Raw genomic sequence first — 21,850 nt, forward strand, 5'->3', positions numbered from 1 at the left:
ATGTAGCACGGGAGATTTATCACATCATTCGCAAAACGCGCTCAACTTCCGAAGTGCCTGACGTGACTCAGGCTTAAGAACACAAAAAACACTTGACATCTATAGGAGCATCACCTCAACTTCCATCTTTGCCTGCCATTTCTGAAGCAAAGTTGGAACGACATCATGCAGCAGAGATTTATGCCACTCGTGAAAGATTTCGGCGCGTTTGATGGTATCGCTGCTGGGGCGAACTGTGAGCGTAATGCGTTTGTGGTCGAGAGTAACGTTGGGTTTCTCATCTTTGTAAACTACAGATAAGAGATAGCGTCGTCCCCAGATGTAATGAGTTTCTCGATCGATAAATTGTCGGGGCGTTTCTCTCGCTTGACTCAGGAATTGATGTTGCTGATCGCGAATCCATCCAAGTTTACTGATGACGTAAGCTCGGGCGACATCGAGTCGGGTTGAAACTGGAGCGACCAAAGTGACGCGCCCATCGGGGGGATGCACAGACAGGTGAACGTTCTGAACATCTTTGAGCGTGACGGAAATGGGAATCTCTCCAACTTGGATGGTTTGGGTCATCTGTAGCCAATCTGATTTTTGATAATCTCGAAGATTGCCAGAGTCGCACTCCGATCACGCAACATTATAGGAAAGATTTCATTGAGAACTTGTCTTTCTCGCATTTCGTCACCTTTCCAGCCAGCCGGGGCGCGTTCTCGCATGGCTTGATCGAGTTCGAGGGCGATCGCAGCTTTTGCGTCTGGATCTTCGGGGCATTGGAAGGTGGCGGCTGGAATGGTCGCGAGGTTATTGAACAGGACGATCGCTTCTGGTTTGCCATTCAATGTCGCAGGAAGATCCACAGTCGGCTGTCTTTGCTGAAACTGACGAACTAGGGCTTCAGCGTTTTTAAGGAATTGCTCATAGGATTGGGTATCGTCGCGTTTCTGCTGAATCAGATCATCGAGAAGCTTCGACATTTCTGCATAGAATCTGGGGTCGGTGAGTTGATCCCGAATGATCGTTCGGCGAACATTGTTGATGATGCCTTCCGCGATCGCATTGTTCGAGAGATTCCCTTTTTTATTGAGCTTTTGGGCAATCGCGTCGTGGATGCCCGTTTTGATAATGGCTTCTGTTAGAGACAGGCTGCTGAGATCTCCGAGTTTCTCCGATGGGTCAGCCTGAATGTAGGTATTGATCAGATGACGCATATCTGACTCATAGGGCTTGATGTCTAGCTCTTCTCCGGAGTGTTGTTTGATTGCCAATCGAATGTCGGTGTAGAATTTTGTCTCTTGTTCTAGCGCGGCGATCTCTGTTTCTGAACAGCCTGCAACATCGAGACTTCTAGCGATCGCAGCATAGGCGCGGAGGAAAGTTGCTACCGCTTTGTAGAACGAGATTCGGAGCGGTTCGGTGTCGTTGAGCGCATTGAAATCATCGGCATCGCCGCAGAAGTAATGCAGATATTGCTCGACTTCGCGGGGGAGGGGGACGGGTTCACACAGATAGCGGAGGGCTTCACGGGCAGAGTCGAGTCTTGCTTTGCCTTCTTGAACGCAGTCTTTCAGGAGAATGTTGGAGTCTCCGATCGTTTCATCAATATCTAACTCGTCGGAGTTGTAAACCGCGATCGAGGTTTGTACCTGCTCTAGAAGTTCTTTGTAATCGACGATGTAGCCATATTCTTTGTCATCACCATCGAGACGGTTGGTGCGACAAATGGCTTGAAAGAGGGTGTGATCCCGCATTTCGTTGTCGAGATAGATGTAGGTACAAGAAGGCGCATCAAAGCCAGTTAGAAGTTTGCTCACGACGATGAGAAGTTTACAGTTCACAGGTTCATCTTTGAAGCGGCGTTTGATTTCGTCTTCGTATTTTTTTGTAGTGGGGAAGTCTCGGAGAACGTACTGGGTGTAGGTGTTGTATTTGTAGTGTTCATCGCTGTTCGGAGGTTCGCGGGAGATGGCGTTGTGATTCGGTTCGTAGGAAGTGATGATGCCGCAGTATTGACCGAAGGTCGTGTTGTGGAAGAGGCGGAAGTAATGGCAGGCATCATAAATCGAAGCGGCGACGAGGATGGCAGTACCACGATCGTCATTCAAGCGGGGAATTGTACCAAAGTCATGAATGATATCGGCGACGATGCGGTTCTTGCGTTCGCCGGAACTCATCAACTCCTCCATTGTTGCCCAACGTTTGCGGAGAACGGCGCGTTGGAAGTTGTTGAGTCCTCGGGTTTTCTGATCGAACCAGGCATCGATCGCTTTTTGCGAGGTGAGGCGCTGCGGGACATCGCGGGCTTCGTATTTCAGATCGAGAATGACTTTATCGGTGACGGCTTCGTGGAATTTGTAGGTGTGGATGTAGGTGCCGAAGACTTCGCGGGTGGTTTGTTTGTCTTTTCGGAGCAAGGGGGTTCCGGTGAAGCCGATGAAGATCGCACTCGCCAGCCAGCGCTTCATTTGCTTGTTCAGGTCGCCGCCTTGGGTGCGGTGACATTCGTCAACGAAAACGTAGAAGCGTCCGTGAATGTTGGGCGGGGGCGCTTTGGAGTCGAGATCAAATTTATGAATCAGGGCACAGAGTACGCGGGGCTTAGTGTCGGTCAGTTTTTCGACGAATTGCGATCGCGAGGTAATTCGAGGGGAAGGGGAGTTTTCCCCAACGATGCCAACGTTTTTCAGGACTCCTTCGATTTGTTTATCGAGTTCGTCGCGATCGGCGATGATTAGGATGCGTCCTTCCGGGTCGTGTTCGAGTAGCCATTTCGCCAGCAGCACCATGAGGATGCTTTTACCGCTGCCCTGAGTGTGCCAGATTACACCGCCTTCTCGTTGGTGAATCCGATCTTGAGCGGCTTTGATGCCTGCATATTGATGCGGGCGGGGCACTTTTTTCTTGCCACCGTCGAAGATGATGAAGTTGTAGATGAGATCGAGGAGGCGGGATTTTTTGCAGAGTTCGGCGAGGGGTCGATCGAAGAAATATCCGGTCGGGATTGGATTGGGTTTGGGATGTTGGGACTTCCAGGCGACGAAGAATTCTGCGGGTGTGCCTGTGGTGCCATAGTAGAGTCCTTTAGAGTCGCTTCCAGCAAAGACGAATTGGATCGTGCTGAAGAAGTTCTTATTAAATATTTCTTCTTGGTTAGTGATGAGTTGGTTGATTGCGTCGTTGACTTCGACAGAGCTGCGTTTGAGTTCGATGAGGGCGATCGCGATGCCGTTGAGGTAGAGGACGAGATCGGGGCGGCGTTCGTGTCCGCCTTTGAGGGTGACTTCTTCGGCTAGGGCAAAGTCATTGGCTTCGGGGTTGTTCCAGTCGATCAGGTGGACGGTTTCGTGGTCTTGTCCGGCGGCAATTTGGACGGGGATGCCGTAGCGTAGGAGTTGGTAGGTGCGGAGGTTTGCCTGGTAGAGGGTGATCCCTGTGGTGTCGGCTGCGGTTTCGAGTTTTTGCAGGGCGGCGGAGATGTGGGCATCGGTGTAGCCGCGCGATCGCAAGTTGTCGCGTAGGAGATCGGGTTCAATGTTGCGATTGCTTGATCGCTTGTGCCAGTCACCGAGATAGCGGTATTCCAAACAGTCGGGTCGAGTTTTGTCGGTAAAGAGGGCAACGACGCGATTTTGGGTCACTCTTTCGGAGCGGGCTTTTTCAGGCATGAATCAGGTAATTTAGGCTACACCGTAACCAGTATACGGGCGTTTATAAGAAGGATGTAGTCTGAGTACGATATCTGTTTTGATTGACCGACATCGATATCTGTAGTGTTTTGCTGGAGCCAGATTTTGCCGTCTTTGATGTCGAAGTGGAGAATAGTGGGATATACGCGGCTAAGCCCGTTCCAGCCAATCCACATAAGTTGATAATGGTCGCGAACAGTGTCACAGAAAAGTAGCTTTTACACAGTTTTGATATTGCTGGCGAAACTTTTCGTTACCTCTGCAACCCTGATTCTAGCCTCGATTAAATTACAGAACTTAACTGTTTGAGGTTGATCGACAACGAAATTTTGAGGGATTTAGCATTAAGCAATGTTTCGCTACCAATATCAGTTTTGGTGAAGCTGAAACTCGACACCATTTTTCGAGATACTCGACAAGTTCCTGCCTAGTCCCAGCACCAGCGGCTACCGCTTTTGTGCGTCAATCAGCTACGGACACCTTTGGTAGTCGATCAAAACGTACCCAGGATGGTAAAGATTTGGTGAAAGAAAAGAAATATTCAGCACAATCACGGATATGATTTGGACAATATTATTTGTACAGAGTTAGACAAGTTTGTCTAGCAAGGATCTAGACGTTTTTGAGTGAAAATATTGCTGTCAGGAGGAAAAATTCTAAATGGGGGTTTTCAAAAGGATAAAACAGCCTCAAATCATAACTTGCTTCTTATTAATGGGATTAATAATGTCCACTTTGGCTTCCTGCCGATTTTTCCTAGGAAAAGGAATATATACAATAACTAAGATTCAGAAGTTAGCGGCGTATTCGATAGCAACTATAGAAACTGCCAACGGACTATATCAGATTGCTGTTGATTGCAAAACAGGGATGATTAAGTCTGGAGAAGCAGTGCAGCCAACAGACAAAGCAAACGTTGCCAGAGATATTTGTAGTACATCAGCATCATCTAGTAGCGACTCAAAGGTACAATCCATTGGTTGGATTAGGCTAGGTGCTGTAAGAAATACATCGGGTTCTGCTTCTACCGGAGAACCATTAGTTGCAACTTCTCAACCAGTTACAATTACACCAACACGAGTCCCAACTATTAATGATCCAGTTGTAGTAATTACAGGCGTGAATGTGAGGGTTGATTATCCCAAGCCACCTGACTATAAGCTACAGGAGAAAGTCAGCACTCTAACACCAAATCAAATGATAGTGATACTTGAAATCAAAACATTTGTAGATCAAAATAGTTCATCCAATAACACAATTATCTGGGCTAGAGTAGGTGTGCCTAGGTGAGCTAACACGTTATGCTAACCTTTTTGTTCTATCTGAGGTGCGTAGTGATTGCTCACTTTCCTTCCCAAATCAATGTGTGTTGTGTTGAGTATTAGATTATTTCAGCTCTTACGCAATTTTGGTGAAGCAAAGTTGAGATCGCTGATTGCTGACGTATGTACTGGGTTTCAGGCTGCTCAAATTCCTTACTTCACCAAAATTGCGTAAGAGCCAGAAAAGTTCGTTTTCGATGTCTTCGGTTTGGGATCTGAATTGACTGTGTTTTCTAACAGGGTTTGGATGCAGGTGCGGTAGTGGTCTAATTTATCCATTGCACGATCGTCCCTAGGATTGGGTTTATTGTAAGCGTATCCTTCCGGTGAGAAGTTCTTGCATCATAGCGTGTTTGAGATCGCGGGTTTTGTTACGGCGTTGCTCGACCGCGGCGATTTCGCTGTCCATATCGGAGAGAAGTTGGGCGATCGCAGTTCATGGCGTGTCATTTTCGATCTGCTCTATGAGTTCCCGCAACGCGGTTTCTAGCTCTGGTAAGGATTGCTCTACTGCATTCCAGACTTGCTCAAGGTCGATTCCGCCTAAATAGTCGTGGACTAGAATGTTCCGAAACCCTGCTAATGCACGCCAGTCGATCGCGGGTGCTTGTTGCTTTAAGGTGTCAGAAAGTCGCTGAGTTGATTCTGCCATTGTTTGCAGTCGTCGTAGTACGGCATCTTGAATCAGCGAATTTGCGATAAAGTCTGCTTTGCCAGTGCGGGTGTAGGTTTGAATCAGGGCGGCACATTCTAGAATGTGGTCTATGTAGACACGATCGCGCTCAGAAATCATAGGGGTTGCGCTTCGGATAGGACTTTTTCTCGAATCCGTGGACTGATTCCTTGTTCTGTCAAAATATCGACTTTTCGTCCTAGCAATTCCTGTAAATCCATGAGTAAGCCGCCTGGAAACCAAGCTGAGGTTTTCTCTTTGTCGTAGTCGATCAAAAAATCAATATCGCTTTCTGGGGTTTCTTCTCCCCGCACGACTGAGCCAAAGACTCGTATATTAAATGCTCCATGCCGCGCTGCAACTTGCAGAATTTCTGAGCGCTGTTGTTTTAAGGTTTCTAGTAGTGCCATTGATGCGGCTCCTTTGAATCAATGATCTTGTTGCTTCACATCACGCCTCAATTTTAAGGCGAATTCTTCCGGTGAGGAGTTCTTGCATCATGGCGTGTTTGAGATCGCGGGCTTTGGTGCGGCGTTGTTTGATCACGGCAATTTCGCTGTCCATGTCGGAGAGAATTTGGGCGATCGCGGTTTGTTCAAGAATGCCTGGTAGCGTTACCTCAATGCTGGACAAGGCGTTAACGCTGATGTGAACGACGGCATCTCCCTGTCCTTTGCTTGCCTTCTGTAAGTTAATAGGCTCAGTATTACAGTAGTAACCCAAAAACATCGCGTTTACGTCAAACGTTTTAAGGATCACAGTGTCTCCCCCTGCATATGCTTCAAACACATTTGCCAATTTCTTCTTTTGTCTCACCAGATCCAGCAAATAGAATATCACCTTGTTTAATGAGCGTTGCAGTCTTCGCTATTTCTGATGAAATCCACGAGTTGAATGACTTTATGCAATTGTGATGATGTGTGTAGATTTCACCGTACCGAATACATGGCAAATCTCCACTATGAGCTTCGTCCTTTCTTACGCCACTGCCTTTCAGAAAATGCCCTAAATCGCCTAATTGCTTTACCTCCCACTCACCATCAAATCTTGGTAGCCGTGTCTTACCAGTAAGAAGCTGCTGCATCGCTGCCTGCTTGAGGTCGCGCTTCTTGGCGATGAGGTTGTCTAGTTCGGAGAGAAGTGCATCAATATCGGAGAGGGCTGTGGAGATCGATCTCTGTTCACTCAAAGGAGGAAGCTCAACCCGGTAATTCTTCAGGTTACTTGTGTTTAAATTCTGTTTACCACCACCTACTTGCAATCGCGCGAGTTCCTTCTTTCCCTTGAAAGAGCTCATATGGAGACATAAGAAATATGGATCTAAGAGGGTTTGCTGTGGCGTTGTGATGAGGGTCGTAAATGTCTGGCAATTGTCGAACTTTGCGGGTAGGACGCAAGTATCTCCCAGGTTTGCACCCGTCCTAACAGTTAAAACATCGAATGCTCGTGCGGCTTTACTACCATTTGCTTTAGCAAACGCCTCATTAATGTAAAGCACATCACTATCATCAAAAAAACCATCTCTAATATTTTAGGTTTCGGATGATTGGAACTCCTGAAGCTCGGTAGTGCTGCGTAACAGATGTAGCTAAACCAACAGATATACGTTTACGGAGTAAGGGAACAAAACACATTGGCGGCGCACGATGATGCTGTGGTGAGTGTCAGCTTCAGTCCCGATGGACAAACGATCGTTTCAGGAAGTTTTGATTATACGATCAAGCTGTGGAAGCGAGACGGCACCCCCATCACCACGCTGAAGGGGCACGATGAATCTGTGTGGAGTGTCAGCTTCAGTCCTGATGGACAAACGATTGCTTCAGGAGGAAGTATTGATAAGACGGTCAAGCTGTGGAGCTGGAACCTTGACAACCTCATAGAGCTTGGGTGTAACTGGGTGCAGGATTACCTAAGAACGAATTGAAATGTGAGCGAGAGCGATCGCGCCATGTGCGGCATCACCAGCAAAAAGTAAGAGTACGATTGACTCTCGTTGAACTTCATTTACTCGACTGGCTTCTTGAGCTAACTTTGAACAGAATTATTATTTGATACGCACTTTATGGCAAAACTGACCCCGATCGCTCTTGAAGACGGCACCATCATCTACATCGAAGCAACAGACAATACTGCCTCTGGTGTTCTCGTACCCGATAAATCTGTGGGAACCAGTGAACCGAAACGAGGCTTATTTACAGACGAACCCCAGAAGGCAATTACACAAAATTTCCAAGCGATCGAACACACCATTCGAGCCTATACGCTGCATACGCTGAATACCTTTAAGAGTGTCGCGATCGCCGAAGTCAGCGAAGTGACGCTCAAATTCGGCATCAACATCAGCAGCGAAGCGGAAGTCCCTTACATTGAGAATGCGAAAGGTGACTGCAATTTGGAAATTAACGTGAAATGTCAATTTCCCAAGAAGGCTGAGTAATCTAAGCTGTTGCCTTCGCTTTGTCGGCTTGACTCTAAAGCGCGATCTCGCTGATGAGCAGCAAGTTTGCCGCCCTAGTTTTTCTTACGCCTTAATTTTTCCTGGAAATTTGGGAACTTACCGGACTTCGATGTAATGATTGATAGATTTGCATTCGTTAGGAGTGATCGATGACAGAGCGCGTAGAGCTTAATCAATCGGTAACAGATGCACCTCTTGAAGAAGTTCATGAAGAGGTAGCAGAAAACACCGTCGTTGCTTCTGATGTTCAAGCAAGTTTAGAGACTTTAGAGGCTCATCTCACTGAATTAGAAAACAGCTTAGAAGAAGAAATACAACAAACTATTGATAGCCTAGAACCGCTTGCAGAAAAAGCACAAGCTCTAGAATCACAGGCAACTGAGAGCATTAACGAAGCGCGATCGCACTATTCCACACTAAACGAACAAGTTAATCAGAAACTAGAAGAAATTCAATCTAAAACAGAAGAATTACAGGGTGAGTTTGAGGAAATCTCCAACCACATTCAGACTGTCGAACAAGAACTTGAGACGCAAGTTACAGAATCGCTACATGACGTGAACGAGTTACAAACTGTAGTCGAAACTATGAAAGGTAGCGTTGAAGCCCGCAAGACTGCTTTAATCGCTCAATTTGATCAATTTGGACAAGAAACACGCATACAGATACGATCTCTGGTCGATGCCTTTACAACGCTTGCTGATTCCAGCGAACACCGTCTCACTGAATTTGAAACCTTACTAGACACGACAAGTACTGAAAATCTCGATCGTCTCAGTCATCATTTTACGGATGAAATTCTTGGAAAATTAACTCAGTCTAGTCAAGAATTAACTCACGCGATCGATGTACTAGGTCAAGCTGGAGACGGAGTACATGACCAATTAGACGGCTCGATAGGGGGAATCGTAGATCAAATTGGAGAAGTAACCCGTCTGATTGAAGACATTAAACCTGTTTTGGATCTAGTCGAGAAAATGCTATGAGTACTAATCTTTTAGAAACACAGCAAGCTCTAGAGGCTGCAATTCAGGAATTAGATACCGAGACGATCGTTGCTGAACTGAATGAGTTGCAGCAAGCGGCAAGTCAAGCTGAAGAGTCAATAGAGCAAATTACAGAAACGATTCAGCAATCTGCCGATGAAGTAGAGCAACAATTAGCAGACTTACAGAGTTCTTGGGAGGAAGTGTGTGATCAGGCTGAAGAATCAATTACAGCAACTTCTGAAGTTGTAGAACATCTTAGCGAAGCAGTGAATCAAAGTCATCAGGAAATACAGTCTAGAGTCCAAGATTTTCAGCAAACGATCGCACAACTCACCTCTCAACTTCAAACCTTCCAAGGTACCCTAGAGACTAGCCTTGAAGAGTTAGAGCATGATTTGTCAGAGGTTCATACTAACTCAGTTCAAACTGAGTTAGAAGGCTTCACTGAGCAAATGAGTCAAACACAGCTAACTGAGCTAGAAAATCAGTTTCATCAGTTTTCTGATCAGATAACAACAGGATTTCAAACCTTCAGCACTGAGGCGGAAACGCTAGGGCAAACTCTCAGCGATCAAGCCTGTCAGATGTTTGAAACTACAGGGCATCACTGCACAGATGAGCTAACCCGCCAGTTAGAAGATGAGATTCGATCGCTCATTGAAGAAACGATCTCGGAACTCATTAGCGAGATTGCAACCAGCTTAGTTTTAATGAGTGTTGGAACAAGCGTTACTAGCTCGATTAGTCCATCTCTGCCCGCGTTAGTAGGTGCGAAGAAGACGGCTGAATTAGTCAATGCAGGTCTAGATGTGATTGGGATATAGCAAGATGACAGATTCCACAAATGATCAAGTTCAAGATCCACTAGAAAGTCTGACAGCAGCATTGGGAGAGCGTCCCGAAGCTTTAGCTTCGACATTAGAGCAGATTGCAAGTGCGATCGCAGAATTAGAGTCAGAGATTGCAGAGAAACCAGAACTTATTCAGTCTAAAGTAGATGAATTAGCATCATCTATCGAGGAACTGCAGCAAAGTTTTTCAGAAGGGGAAAGCCTTGTTGAAGAATTGCAATCTGCACAGACAGCTATTGAAGCGTTTCAGCAGCAACTCAATCAGAGTCGAGATACGGTGACACAACTCAGTGAGCAATTTTCAACGACTCTAGCAAAAGCCGAGGCTTCGATTCAGGCAAGGCAGGAACAACTCGTTGCAGCCCTGGAATCTACCCATCAGCAAATCGAAGGACTAAATCAGCATATTACTGAAGCAAAAACAGCAACCGAAACCGAAGTCTCAACGCTAATTCAGAGCATGGAGCAGCATCAACAAGACGCAATCGCCCAAATCCAGCAATTCGTTGCTCGAGGATTACTAGAACAAGGCGAGTTCGATCGCAGACTAACTGACATAAGCCAGTTTGTGGTGCGTGAATCAGTCGATCCTCTAGTTGATCAGAGTCAGACCAAGATTGAGCAGGAGTTGAAAGAAATTATCGATCGTGCAGTTCGACAAATTCTAGATACTGTATTGTTCGCTGAGTCATAGCATAACTGGAAAAAACTAATGCCCAAAGAAACACTGAAAAGACTTAATAATTTGAGATCGAATAAAGATTGAAACACTTAATGTTCTTCATGCGAACGATTCGCATACGTTCCAAACCCTAACGGTGTTGTCACTACTCCCACTTGCACAGCAGTCTCCCGCAGAGCTAATTGCAAGACTACCCACTTGCCAAGGATAACCCCCCAATCGCTCGAATCTCCTGATTATTCTTCACATCCCAAAGCCGCAAAATCTTGTCGTCTCCTGATATCGCCAAGACCAGCCCATCTGGACTAAACCGAATCGTATTCACAATCGATCGCAAACTCGAAATTGTCATTATTTCCACTTGAGTCTTCAGATCCCGAAGTTTTAAGAGCCGATCGCGAGTAGCGATCGCCAACACTGAACCATCTGCGTTCCAGGCCACTGCGGTTACTGCCATTTTGCTCTCGATCGTCTGTACTTCTGATGTGTTCAAATCCCAGATTTTAGTTGTTTTATCCGCGCTCCCACTCACAAGCAATTTTTGCTGAGGGTGAAACGAGATTGCATTCACTGCCATGCTGTGACCCTCTAAAAGTTGAAGCTGTTTCCCTGTTCGACTCTCCCAGATTCGGATAGTTTTATCAGCACTCCCACTGGCTATCCATTGCCATCAGCACTGTATGAAACAGCATTCACCGCCAGCTTATGCCCTTCAAATGTTCTCACTTGCTGCCCTGTTACTAAATTCCAAAGCAGAATACTTTTATCTGTTCCTCCACTCACGAGCAACTTTCCATCTGAGCTAAAAGCTACTCCACGAACAGGAGACGAATGACCTGTTAGTGTCTGTAAAGAGAGGTCGTGAACTAATCCCCAGAGATTATTCTCAACCTGCTGAATCGTTTGTGAAACCTGCTCAGAACTTTCTTGAGTTTCAAGCTGAAATAGAAATTCGGGTTGTGTTTGACTTAGCGTGATGCGATCGCCACTCTTCAAACGCTGATTTTTCAGAATGCGATGACCATTCACATAAGTACCATTTGTACTATCGAAGTCTTCAATCTCCCATTCACCATCAGGAATCAGACGAATCGCAGCATGAACCTTTGAAACTGTTGTGTAGCTATCAAGCCTAATTTGACAGTCTGCTGCTCGACCTAGTTTTACTGATTCTACTAATGGATAGCGAGACTGATCGTTACACAAAATTAGAACTGCTTGAGTACTCATGTGCCTAAATTGCTTCTCTATCTAGGATAAAACTTGACGGTACAATCCCAGTTTAATTTTGATGAATCGGGAGCAAATCGCGAAGAGTAGCGCTTCTTAAGGACATAGATAAAGAGAGAACGCAATAGTAGAGCAGGAGATTGACTTGACCTTAACGCATTGCCGAACTATTCAGATTCACTTACGAGCTTGATATGAAGTAGGTCGTGCAAGATTAGCCTTCTACTAACGTCTTAATCATCCGATAGTTATAAAGATGTACCGTATGGCTTCTTGGTCATATCTTCATACCTTAAGCTTACAGTCGCTCTCCTGCTAAATGAGAGATTATGCTTTGTGCAGCATTATCAGCAAAAGGTAAGTGTGCGATCGCTCTCTTACGACGAATTTAGAGCAGCGATCAGAGTAGAATTAACCAGCGATCGCACCAATCCGAGAAACCCAAAATGCAGATTCACCCTAATTAGACAATTCCAAGTAAATCGGCTGCCAGCTTTGAACCTAAACAAAGCTGATCGTTAATCATTCATTGCTTCATTTTGTAAGGAAAACTCATGAGACGCTTGATACTTACGCTTTTAGTTCCACTAGCAATTCTTCAGCCCCCGATTCTTGCCCAAACGGCTCCAGAGCCTACCAATTCTCTAGTACCCTCTCCACAGCCGAGCGTAACTACTGTTGCGAGTCCGCAGCCTGCCCTAATTCCCTTGCAACGAACCGAGCAAATTCAGCTTCAACTGGTCAATTGCATTGGATTGCTCGATTGTGGTCTTGCTCGCCTTTTGCTGCCAGCCAGTACTCAAAACCAACAGCGTGAACTCTATTTTGACAATCCTGCTTCGACTGTCGTGACTGTCCTCAATACTGCAGTCATTCTCGAAGGTAAGCTCACAAACTATCAGCTTCCAAGTCAAACGATCGCGATCGCTTCCAATTCCCTACCTGCTAATCAAATTAGTCGCTTGGTCTTAACTCTCGATCGCGCCACTATGCCGCCTGACCATTATGCAGGAGCTGCCTATCTCACTTTGAGCAATCAACCAAATCGCCTGACTTTACCGATTAATCTCAGTGTCAGAACTGGACCGAGCGCACCTCTGCTGATTCTGTTTTTAGGTATTCTCGTGGGTCGATTGCTCAAGTACATGGACACTCGTGGTGAGGCACAAATGAAAGTATTCAAAGACCTCAATCGCTTGCGGATCGATCTGAGAACTGCTGATCCAGCCGATCAAAGAATCTTAGTTCAAATGCTCGATCGCGTCCGAACCCTGATTGATCGAGAACAGCTTGAGGATGCAACAACCGGATTAAGCATGATCCGGAATCGGCTTGATACATTTAACAGATCGCGACAAATAGAAGCCTCATTAGACTTGCCAGAGCCGGAGAAGGAGGAAGCGATCGAGCTTCTGCAAAGGGCGAGACATTACCTCACTCAAGAAGAGGATGCGAAATGTAAAGAAGCTTTGGAGAAAGTTGGTCAGCTTGTCGATAGTTATGCTCCGCGTGGAGCAGGTGACTCGGACGTGGCTGAAACTATTCGCGGTGCTGAAATTAACCTGAAAGAGAATATCCAGCAACCTGCGATCGTGCTTGCCCAACCTTCTCGCTTAAACCGTTTTCAAGATTTCTTAGTAGGAATCTCTGGTGTATCTGATCGCGTTCGCACCGAAGCGACGTTTTGGATTGTGCGTCCTATTTTGTCATTGGCGCTTTTGATTGGCTTGTCGATCGCGGGACTGAACACGCTCTACGTGGAAAATGGGACAACCTTTGGGGCGCGACCGTTGCCTGATTATTTGGGGCTGATTCTCTGGGGGTTGAGTGCAGATGTTGCAAGTCGGAGTTTGAGTAGCTTCCAGGGGTCGAAACAATCGTAAAGGTAACTTAAGGGAAGAGCTGCTACCTTAAAAGGCTTGCTACTCTAATAGATAGTCCCAACCCACAAGGCTGTGCCCCCGACTGTTGCTTCCATGAAAATTCTAATTCTGGCATCGAATCCTCGCAAAGATTTGAATCTCGATCGCGAAATTCGAGATTTGAAACAGGTGATTGAGCGATCGCACAACCGGCAGCAGTTTGAGGTCGAGGATGCTTTGGCGGTTCGCGTCGGGGACTTGCAAGATTTGTTACTCAGATATCGTCCCCAAGTTGTGCATTTCTGCGGGCATGGCAGTGGTGAACAGGGGTTAGTGTTTGAGGACAATGAGGGGGGTGAGCAGTGGGTTAGAGCAGAAGCGCTGTCTGACCTATTCCGGCTATTTTCTGGCAATGTGGGCTGTGTTTTGCTCAATGCTGCTATTCAGAAGAGCAAGCGAATGAGATCGTCAATCATATTGATTATGTGATTGGCATGAATCAGGAGATTCGGGATGATGCGGCGATCTCGTTCTCGAAGGGATTTTATCGAGCCTTAGGGTATGACTGTCCGATCGGAGAAGCGTTTGAGTTTGGTAAGAATGCGATTCAGTTAGAGATTTCGGGGAGTTCCAAGGTGCGCTCTGCGGTAACAGAGCAGCAGCGTAAGGCTGAGGTGGTGGATACCGTTACGAAGATAGTAATTCCAGAGCATTTGAAGCCCATTCTCAGGTGCAGGCCTACACTGGCACAAGATGCCAATCGGGTTGTACTAGGGTCTGAGCAACCACTTTCTCAGGCAAAGCGAGAAGAAATTCAACTGGATGTGGCGAAGGCGCTGACTGAGGAAGATTCTAGCCAGAAGCAATATCGTGCAAAAGTCAGAGAGTTTTTAGTCGATCGCAAGTTGACGAAGTTTGAAGAGATTCGATTAGAACAGCTTAGAAGAAATTTAGGATTGTCTGTTGAAGAAGCGAACCGAATTTTCGAAGAAGAGCGGAAGCCACTTCAGCAAGCTCGTGACGAGTATCAGGAAATGCTGATTCGGCTAATTGAGGAGGGGCATTATCCGTTTGATCCTGAAATCGAGGCTAATCTGCAAGAGTTTCGTCAGGAATTGCAGCTTACGGATGAGGAAGTAGAGACAATTGCAGACCCAATTTTTGAAGCCGCCGAGGAGGAGTATCGGGAAAAGCTCAAACAGCAGGAACGGCAGAGACAGCAGGAATATCAGGTTAAGCTGCAACGGTATGAGCAGGAATTTACAAGGGCAGTCGATTCTCAATACCCAATCGATTCTTTCGTTCGGAGTGAGTTGAGGAAATTTCAGCAGTCATTAAAATTGAGCGATGAGGATGTTGCGCGAATTGAAGAACCATTAATCACATCGAAGGAACAAGCCTATCAACAGCGACTAGCGGAGGAGCAACAAAGACGAGAAGAAGCAAAGCGGCAGCTTGAACTGGAAAGGCAACAAGACCTAGAGCAGCAACGCCTGGAAGAAGAGCATCGCAAGCGAGAAGAAGCAAAACGCAATCCTCCGCTCCAGACATTTGAGTATCAGGCTGCTACCCTCAGCGTTACCGATAAGCTGGTTGAGAAACCGGGGTTGTTTCGTAATAAAACTGAAACTGAACGAACCTACGCTGTTAGCTATCGGGGAGGACAGGCAGAATATTTTGTTGAGGATTTGGGAAATGGTGTGATGCTGGAGATGGTAGCTATTCCTGGTGGAACATTTATGATGGGTTCACCAGCAAGTGAATTAGAACGATCGAACGAGGAAGGACCACAGCATACCGTGACAATTCAGCCCTTTTACATGGGCAAGTTTGCCGTGACCCAAGCTCAGTGGAGCGCGATCGCAGCGCTCCCAAAAGTGGATCGTGATCTAAGTGCTGACCCTTCTTCTTTCAAAGGCAAAGGCAATAATCGCCCTGTGGAACGGATTTCTTGGTTTGAAGCGGTTGAGTTTTGCGAACGGCTAAACCGCTTTGTAGAAGGTCGCAACTCTCATAAAACCGGAACGTCTTACCGCCTGCCTAGTGAAGCCCAATGGGAATATGCCTGTCGTGCTGGCACAACTACACCCTTTCACGTTGGCAAGACTATCACAACAGATTTAGCAAATTACGACGGCAACTATACCTATGGTTCTGGTAAAGAAGGAGAATACCGTAGAGAAACAACAGATGTAGGAAGTTTTCCACCTAACGCCTTTGGGTTATACGATATGCACGGAAATGTTCGAGAATGGTGCGCCGATTATGGGCATAATAGTTACGATCGTGCTCCAGTTGATGGAACTGTTTGGAGTGAAGGCGGAGCTGAAGAATCTCGGCTGTTGCGCGGCGGTTCGTGGAGCAGCAATCCGAGGATCTGTCGGTCTGCGGCTCGCTTCTTCATCGATCCCGCCACTCGGTACTTCAATTTCGGTTTTCGGGTGGTTTGCGTTCTCGCGTGAGTACTCCCAACTCGTCAGAACTGGTCGAAGGGATTTCGATCAGGCGTACACCAGGGAGTCCAGTCTGCTCCGGCGAGGAAGGTAACAACCTCCAAAAATCAACCCGAACCGGATAGCTTGGTAGCGTTTGTCGAAGAGTTGTCCGGTTCACTCTTTTCCTAGCAATCCAATGGGCGCGATCGTTCTCTTCACTAAGGATCAACTCTTCGATCGAACACCGCTTCTCGACCTCAATCAAGCTCCATCAATTCATTCGGAGCAATTAACATAGGTGTCAATTCTTCCTCAACCTCTGCCGTTGCCTCGGTTGCTCCGCGAAAGTTGATCGCTTGATTCGTGCTTGGATCTAACCGAAAGCGCGATTTTCCATCCACCGTATCTACCCAAATTGGGCAAGCTTTGAACCCAAATCCCAAGGGTTCCTCACCTTTGAAAGAGATTTTTAGGTCTGCCTTCTTCTCAATCGCAAACTTCGCGCTAATACCCACAATCTCCTTGACTGCATTCAGATTGAGATCAATACCACCCCCATCGTCTCGATAAGCTCGAATCCCGAAAGAATTGGATTTCAGCACATCAATGATGATGAAGGCTTCTCCTGGCGCATCGAAGTGCGGGATCAAAGACTCGTCAATAAACGGTGTCGCTCTGCGAAGATAGGCAGAGACTGAAGCAGGCATTACGTTGTCCAAAACTGCATTTTCATATTCAAACTCAAGCGTTGATGCATTGCCAAACGCCGACTCAAATCCAGCACTCTTTGCCCCGATCGCCGATAGCAGCGTATTCAAAATTGACAGACCAAATTTGAACTCTAGTCGGTTCGTCCGCATCCCACTAATCGTTCCAGCGTGTAGATTCTCCCAAATCTTGGGCAAAGGCACACTGGGATCTTCGACAATATCGCTAATATGACCAAAGAGACTACAAATAGAAGTCTGGGGATCGCGAGATAGAACCATTAAGGGAGCAATGTTTTGTCTTGGCAGTTTTAGCGCGTTGTAGCCTAACTGATTGAGATGGTCGACCGCCTGATCTGTAGAAGCTGCCATATCAAGATTCTTCCTAAATACTGCTACTGACAATAGCTCTTAGGCTACTGACTCATGAAGAAGTTAATATAATTTAAAGAGTGTTTGCGATCTTAAACGGCTAACCTACCCTATTATCTAAAAAGACTCAGAACTAATCGCATTTCGAGTATCTGTTTTCATTGCTGTGCTAGCTTTAGTCTCACTTGTAGATCAATGAATTAGTCTTCAAAGAAACAGTGCTCCTTCAATATTCTTGAAGCGCTGAGCAGTAAACTCCAGAGATCTCTGCTCGGCTTAGCTATAACACTCTAACTTTAATTGAAAGCTTCAAGTGTGCTTCATTAACACACAAAATTTGCTCCGTTCAAGGTCATCGCTCGCTTCAATTTGAACTGTTGTATCAGCGCAAGTCACCTCATGCTTTGAGAACAAAAACCTCAAGGTAAGGTGTTGCTTGTGCAAATTCTAAAGATAGGAAGCATTTGCATGGAACGATCGCTTGAATTGTACAGCGATGGTCGCCTCTACGAATATGAAGGCGATCAAGCAGTCAAAGTCACAGAAACCCACGGGCAGGTTACTGCTCTGTCAGAAGCCCTAAAATTTAGTACTGCTACTACTTTTAGAGTTGCCTCACCCGATCAATCACCCCCTGATGTTCCCACTCCGCGAGGCGGTCGCCGGATTAACAGCGAAGGTTTCAAACTCCTGACAACCTTTGAAGGCTGTGAGCTAGAAGCTTACGACGATGGTGCACAGGTCTGGACGATCGGCTATGGTCATACCAATGGGGTATACGATGGCATGACGATTACTCAAGCCCAAGCAGAGCAATTTTTGCATGAAGATTTAGGGCGGTTTGAATCTTATGTAGAAGAGGCAGTTCAAGTTGATCTCAACGACGACCAATTCTCCGCACTCGTCTGCTTCTGTTTTAATGTAGGGCCCGGAACCGAGGGCTTTGGCGGCTCCACCTTACTGAGAAAACTCAACACCGGAGACTACCAAGGCGCAACTGAACAGTTCCCTGTCTGGAACAAAGTTGATGGACAACCCTGGCTCGGACTCACCCGCCGCCGCCTGGCAGAACAAGCCCTCTTCCTGGGTAAACCCTGGCAATCGTTTCTCACCTTTGAGGGTGACATCCCAGCCGCCACTGGAACATCAGCAAGCCGAACATTGAAGCTAACAACGCCAATGATGCAAGGCGAGGACGTGCGCCGAGTGCAACAAGCATTGCTCAAAGCAGGATTAAGCGTTGGCGATGGTGCCGATGGTTGGTTTGGGCAAGCCACCGATACCGCCGTTAAGCAGTTTCAACAGAAAAAAGGACTTGACGTAGATGGAATTGTTGGTGCTCAAACCTTGCAAGCGTTGGGTCTCTAACTTGTTCAACCTCAAACCGGAAAATCATTATGACTTCTATCATCGAACCTTGTCTTGAAATCAATGAGCGCGATCGAACTGGTGTTAGAGCTAGCTTTCAAGGTCTGATTCAAGATGCACCCAGCGCGACCTCAACGTCGATCGTCAACGGTCTATCGCAGCAATTGATTTACCAGCTTCAACTGAACTTACCCAATGCGTTTTCCAGCTTTGATGACCTCAATGTGGATTTGCTCGATGCAGCTTTTCCTTATGTTCAGTCAGCAGCAAAGCAGGGTTTAGCGCGTGCAATTCAAGATCGGGGAATCAAAATGCTCGTCAACTCTTGCTATCGCACGATCGCTCAGCAAATGCTGTTGTACAACGATCGCTTTAATAACTCCAACCCTGTTGCACCACCGGGAACGAGCAATCACCAAACTGGATTGGCGATCGACATCGAAGATGCGATAGGTTGGGAACCTTATCTGATGCGCTACGGTTGGAATCCGCTACCGGGTGATCCGCCCCATTTCGACTTTGAAGGAGGAGGCACAACGGATATTCGGAGCAAGTCAATCCAGGCATTCCAGCAGCTTTGGAATAAGAACAACCCTAACGATCGAATTGGCGAAGATGGAGCCTTTGGACCTCAAACTGAAGGCGCATTAAATCGTTCCCCGGCTCAAGGTTTCGCCAAAGCTCCCTGGGATGATACACCTCGTCTGCTCAAGCTCATGATGCCGCGTATGGAAGGCTCGGATGTTGTGCGACTTCAGGAAGGCTTGAAGAAGGCGGGCATTGCTGTTGCTATCGATGGGGAATTTGGGCCTGGCACTGATAAAGCGGTCAAAGAATTTCAACAGAAGAAGAGCTTGGTGTCTGACGGAATTGTTGGACCCAAAACACTGGGCATGATGGCATAAAAACTATCTTCAAATTAGTTCCTCAAGCTAAAATTCCTGCTGCATCAACATCAACGTTGATGCAGCAAGTGATGCAAATGTATGCAGCCAACCGCAAAGCAGAGCGTAATTTATGACAGAAGTAGCCTCAAACCTTCATGTTCTCCTGATTGGCATCGATTACTACAAACCCAATCGCCTGTTTAGAAGCCTGAGAGGAGCAGTCCGAGATATTAATCTCGTTGACACATTTCTTAAGGAAACCTTAAAGGTTCCACAGGAGCGCATCCGTAAATTACTTTCTCCCAACCCAGAAGATACAACACTCGCAGCCGTTCGATCTGCCGGAGAAGAGCCAACTTACGAGAACATTGTGAGGGCGTTCGATGATATTACCCAATCAGCCCAACCGAATGAGCAAGTCTATATCCACTACTCTGGTCATGGAGGACGCGTCAAAACAATTTACCCTACCCTAAAGCAGGGAAGCCGTGACCAAACCGATGAAGGCATTGTGCCAATGGATATTGGGGATACGCCAGAAGGTCGCTACCTTCGCGACGTTGAGATAACAACCCTGCTGAAGCGAATGACGGATAAAGGACTGATTGTGACCGTTGTTTTAGATTGCTGTAATTCCGGTGGTGCAACCCGTGGAGATGTCGAAATCCGCAGCAGTATAGAACTGGATACGCTGGAACGATCGACAGAGAGCCTAGTGGCTGAACGCGAAGAGCTAGAGCGCAACTGGCGGGGATTGACGCGCGATCGAGCCATTGGAGTTGCAGGATTGCCACAAGCGAGAGAGTATGTCTTACTGGCAGCTTGTCGTCCAAATGAGCTTGCTTATGAATATGCTGTTAATGGCGGTACAGAGCGTCACGGTGCCTTAACCTACTGGATGATTGATACGCTCACCAGCGTTGCGACCAGCAATCAGCCGCTGACTTACAAACTGTTGCACGATCGCATCAACGCCAAAATTCAAAGCAAGTTTCCACAGCAATTACCAATGATTCTGGGAGAAAGCGATCGACGAGTGTTTGGCAGCGATCTCTGGGCTACTCCCTATACGGTTTCTGTGATCAAAGTCGATGCGACTCAAATCACGCTAAATGCAGGACAAGCACAAGGATTGAGCAAAGGCACTTGCTTTTCGATCTATCCCCTCAACACAACTGATTTCTCCGACAAGCAGCGTCAAGTCGCGATCGTAGAACTGACGGGGAGCGATGCTTCTCAATCTACAGCAAGAATCTTGAAGCTAGAAGAAGGCGGAATCGAACTCAACGGCAGACTAGAACCCGGTGCGCCCGCAATTATGGTTTCTGCTCCGATTGATCTAATTCGACGGGTTCGTTTCTTCCAGAAGATTAAGGGAAAAGAGAAACATGAACTGCCGTTGAGGCTGATGAATGACCAAACACCAGCACTAGAGGCGGTGAGGCAAGCGCTGATCGGGAATAGCTGGGTTGTGGAAGTCAAAGAAGGGGAATCTGCCCACTATCAAGTCGCGATTGATCGTTGGGGCAACTACGAAATTAGCATCGGCTCTCCGATTCCAAATCTCAATCCCCTACTCCGGATTGATGATCCAACCGCCCCTACACGAGTGGTTGATCGACTGGTGCATCTTGCCAAATATCAAGCCGTGCAGAGCCTGGATAATTCTAGCTCCAAGCTAGCTCAAGCCGTTGACCTGGAGTTGTTAAAAGAGGATGGTACCGCCTTTGATGATCCCCAAAATCCGGTTATTAAGGATGGTGATATTGTTACCTTGCGTCTAACTAACAAGGGATCTCAACCACTTAAAGTCGCTGTACTAGATATTGAACCCACATGGGCAATTTCACAGATTCCGCTGGGTGGGCTAGAGTCACCATTCTTTCAGCTTGAAACAGGAGCAAAGGAAGAAATTGGGCTAAGAATGACCATCCCAGATAACGGAGATTATCAACAGGCAAAAGAAACGCTCAAAGTATTTGCAGTTCAAAAGGGGCTAGCGGACTTTCGTTGGTTAACGCTACCGCCACTAGATGAGCCACCTGCAACAAGAGGAGCCGAACTGGATCAGGAATTAAAAGACGTAGTTCAACAATCTACGACCAGAGGAGAAGCTGAAGGGATTAATCCGCTCAACAATCTTTTGGCAGCGATCGGGGCTGATTTAGATAAAGCACCGAACATCACTCGCGCTGCAACAATGGTCGTTGATCCAAAACAAGAGTGGGTGACGAAGCAAATTCAGATTGTGGTGGAACGGTAAACAAGGCAAGGCTAAGTTTTAAGTTTAGAGAGATGTTTCCTAGAAAGCAAAATTACATTAGAGATATAGAGCCA

General features: G+C 46.7%; 20 protein-coding genes and 3 pseudogenes. 12 read left to right on the top strand and 11 right to left on the bottom strand.

What is annotated here, in order from left to right; translation table 11 throughout:
• Positions 1-111 precede the first annotated feature (111 nt).
• The 3 genes and pseudogenes from NC980_RS21260 to NC980_RS21270 form a co-directional block, all read right to left on the bottom strand.
• Positions 112-567, bottom strand: a pseudogene (locus tag NC980_RS21260) (YgjP-like metallopeptidase domain-containing protein); the annotation flags it as partial.
• The gene (locus tag NC980_RS21265; protein WP_190377280.1) at positions 564-3,656 is read right to left on the bottom strand and encodes a type I restriction endonuclease subunit R; all 3,093 of its coding nucleotides are present in this window, start codon (positions 3,654-3,656) and stop codon (positions 564-566) included. The gene NC980_RS21265 and the pseudogene NC980_RS21260, both read right to left, overlap by 4 nt.
• Before the next feature lie 12 nt (positions 3,657-3,668).
• Positions 3,669-3,889: pseudogene (locus NC980_RS21270) on the bottom strand (element excision factor XisI family protein); the annotation flags it as partial.
• 514 nt (positions 3,890-4,403) lie between these two features.
• Here NC980_RS21270 and NC980_RS21275 point away from each other — a divergent pair.
• The gene (locus tag NC980_RS21275) at positions 4,404-4,967 is read left to right on the top strand and encodes a hypothetical protein (RefSeq protein WP_190377281.1); all 564 of its coding nucleotides are present in this window, start codon (positions 4,404-4,406) and stop codon (positions 4,965-4,967) included.
• A gap of 336 nt (positions 4,968-5,303) precedes the next feature.
• On the opposite strand, the pseudogene NC980_RS21280 reads toward NC980_RS21275, so the two are convergent.
• The 5 genes and pseudogenes from NC980_RS21280 to NC980_RS21300 form a co-directional block, all read right to left on the bottom strand.
• A pseudogene (locus NC980_RS21280) lies at positions 5,304-5,435 on the bottom strand (restriction endonuclease subunit S); the annotation flags it as partial.
• Positions 5,436-5,792 (bottom strand): HepT-like ribonuclease domain-containing protein, encoded by a 357-nt coding sequence (locus NC980_RS21285; protein ID WP_190377282.1) that lies wholly within the window; start codon positions 5,790-5,792, stop codon positions 5,436-5,438. It lies immediately after the preceding pseudogene.
• On the bottom strand, positions 5,789-6,082 hold the full coding sequence (locus NC980_RS21290) for a nucleotidyltransferase family protein (RefSeq protein ID WP_190377283.1): 294 nt from the start codon (positions 6,080-6,082) through the stop codon (positions 5,789-5,791). Before NC980_RS21290 ends, NC980_RS21285 begins: the two co-directional genes overlap by 4 nt.
• Before the next feature lie 40 nt (positions 6,083-6,122).
• Positions 6,123-6,401, bottom strand: a complete 279-nt coding sequence (locus NC980_RS21295) for a restriction endonuclease subunit S (RefSeq protein WP_190377306.1) — start codon at positions 6,399-6,401, stop codon at positions 6,123-6,125.
• Between the two features lie 52 nt (positions 6,402-6,453).
• Positions 6,454-7,170 carry a restriction endonuclease subunit S gene (locus NC980_RS21300; protein ID WP_190377284.1) on the bottom strand — a complete coding sequence of 239 codons (717 nt, stop codon included), beginning with the start codon at positions 7,168-7,170 and terminating at the stop codon, positions 6,454-6,456.
• A 135-nt stretch (positions 7,171-7,305) separates the two neighbouring features.
• Here NC980_RS21300 and NC980_RS21305 point away from each other — a divergent pair, with 135 nt between their 5' ends.
• The 5 genes from NC980_RS21305 to NC980_RS21325 all read left to right on the top strand — a co-directional run bounded on the left by NC980_RS21305 (position 7,306) and on the right by NC980_RS21325 (position 10,664).
• Positions 7,306-7,596 (top strand): PD40 domain-containing protein, encoded by a 291-nt coding sequence (locus tag NC980_RS21305; protein ID WP_199298567.1) that lies wholly within the window; start codon positions 7,306-7,308, stop codon positions 7,594-7,596.
• Between the two features lie 138 nt (positions 7,597-7,734).
• Positions 7,735-8,109, top strand: a complete 375-nt coding sequence (locus NC980_RS21310) for a CU044_2847 family protein (RefSeq protein ID WP_190377285.1) — start codon at positions 7,735-7,737, stop codon at positions 8,107-8,109.
• A 170-nt stretch (positions 8,110-8,279) separates the two neighbouring features.
• On the top strand, positions 8,280-9,116 hold the full coding sequence (locus tag NC980_RS21315) for a hypothetical protein (protein ID WP_190377286.1): 837 nt from the start codon (positions 8,280-8,282) through the stop codon (positions 9,114-9,116).
• On the top strand, positions 9,113-9,943 hold the full coding sequence (locus tag NC980_RS21320; protein WP_190377287.1) for a hypothetical protein: 831 nt from the start codon (positions 9,113-9,115) through the stop codon (positions 9,941-9,943). Before NC980_RS21315 ends, NC980_RS21320 begins: the two co-directional genes overlap by 4 nt.
• 4 nt (positions 9,944-9,947) lie before the next feature.
• Positions 9,948-10,664 (top strand): hypothetical protein, encoded by a 717-nt coding sequence (locus NC980_RS21325; protein WP_190377288.1) that lies wholly within the window; start codon positions 9,948-9,950, stop codon positions 10,662-10,664.
• A gap of 178 nt (positions 10,665-10,842) precedes the next feature.
• On the opposite strand, the gene NC980_RS21330 is transcribed toward NC980_RS21325, so the two are convergent.
• Positions 10,843-11,313 (bottom strand): hypothetical protein, encoded by a 471-nt coding sequence (locus NC980_RS21330; protein WP_347272616.1) that lies wholly within the window; start codon positions 11,311-11,313, stop codon positions 10,843-10,845.
• Positions 11,310-11,882, bottom strand: a complete 573-nt coding sequence (locus NC980_RS21335) for an FHA domain-containing protein (RefSeq protein WP_199298568.1) — start codon at positions 11,880-11,882, stop codon at positions 11,310-11,312. The genes NC980_RS21330 and NC980_RS21335 overlap by 4 nt, the downstream gene beginning before the upstream one ends.
• Positions 11,883-12,436: 554 nt before the next feature.
• On the opposite strand from NC980_RS21335, the gene NC980_RS21340 reads away from it, so the two are divergent.
• The 3 genes from NC980_RS21340 (at position 12,437) to NC980_RS21350 (ending at position 16,206) form a co-directional block, all read left to right on the top strand.
• Positions 12,437-13,765: a hypothetical protein gene (locus NC980_RS21340; protein ID WP_190377290.1), complete on the top strand. Its 1,329-nt coding sequence runs from the start codon at positions 12,437-12,439 to the stop codon at positions 13,763-13,765.
• Between the two features lie 93 nt (positions 13,766-13,858).
• Positions 13,859-14,233: a hypothetical protein gene (locus NC980_RS21345; RefSeq protein ID WP_190377291.1), complete on the top strand. Its 375-nt coding sequence runs from the start codon at positions 13,859-13,861 to the stop codon at positions 14,231-14,233.
• A 5-nt stretch (positions 14,234-14,238) separates the two neighbouring features.
• Complete coding sequence (locus NC980_RS21350; RefSeq protein WP_242027010.1) at positions 14,239-16,206, top strand: formylglycine-generating enzyme family protein; 1,968 nt, start codon at positions 14,239-14,241, stop codon at positions 16,204-16,206.
• 230 nt (positions 16,207-16,436) lie between these two features.
• Here the strand turns inward: NC980_RS21350 and NC980_RS21355 are convergent, their stop codons facing one another.
• Entirely contained in the window at positions 16,437-17,258 is an 822-nt protein-coding gene (locus tag NC980_RS21355) for a hypothetical protein (RefSeq protein ID WP_190377292.1), read from the bottom strand.
• Positions 17,259-17,726: 468 nt separating this feature from the next.
• Here NC980_RS21355 and NC980_RS21360 point away from each other — a divergent pair, with 468 nt between their 5' ends.
• The 3 genes from NC980_RS21360 to NC980_RS21370 all read left to right on the top strand — a co-directional run bounded on the left by NC980_RS21360 (position 17,727) and on the right by NC980_RS21370 (position 21,776).
• The gene (locus NC980_RS21360; protein WP_199298569.1) at positions 17,727-18,626 is read left to right on the top strand and encodes a glycoside hydrolase family protein; all 900 of its coding nucleotides are present in this window, start codon (positions 17,727-17,729) and stop codon (positions 18,624-18,626) included.
• 29 nt (positions 18,627-18,655) lie between these two features.
• Positions 18,656-19,531, top strand: a complete 876-nt coding sequence (locus NC980_RS21365) for a peptidoglycan-binding protein (RefSeq protein ID WP_190377293.1) — start codon at positions 18,656-18,658, stop codon at positions 19,529-19,531.
• Between the two features lie 112 nt (positions 19,532-19,643).
• A complete protein-coding gene (locus tag NC980_RS21370) occupies positions 19,644-21,776 on the top strand; it encodes a caspase family protein (RefSeq protein ID WP_190377294.1) in 2,133 nt (710 codons plus the stop codon).
• The last annotated feature ends 74 nt before the right edge of the window (positions 21,777-21,850 follow it).

Origin of the sequence: Leptolyngbya sp. AS-A5, from assembly GCF_039962495.1 — a bacterium.
Classification (GTDB): domain Bacteria; phylum Cyanobacteriota; class Cyanobacteriia; order Leptolyngbyales; family Leptolyngbyaceae; genus Leptolyngbya.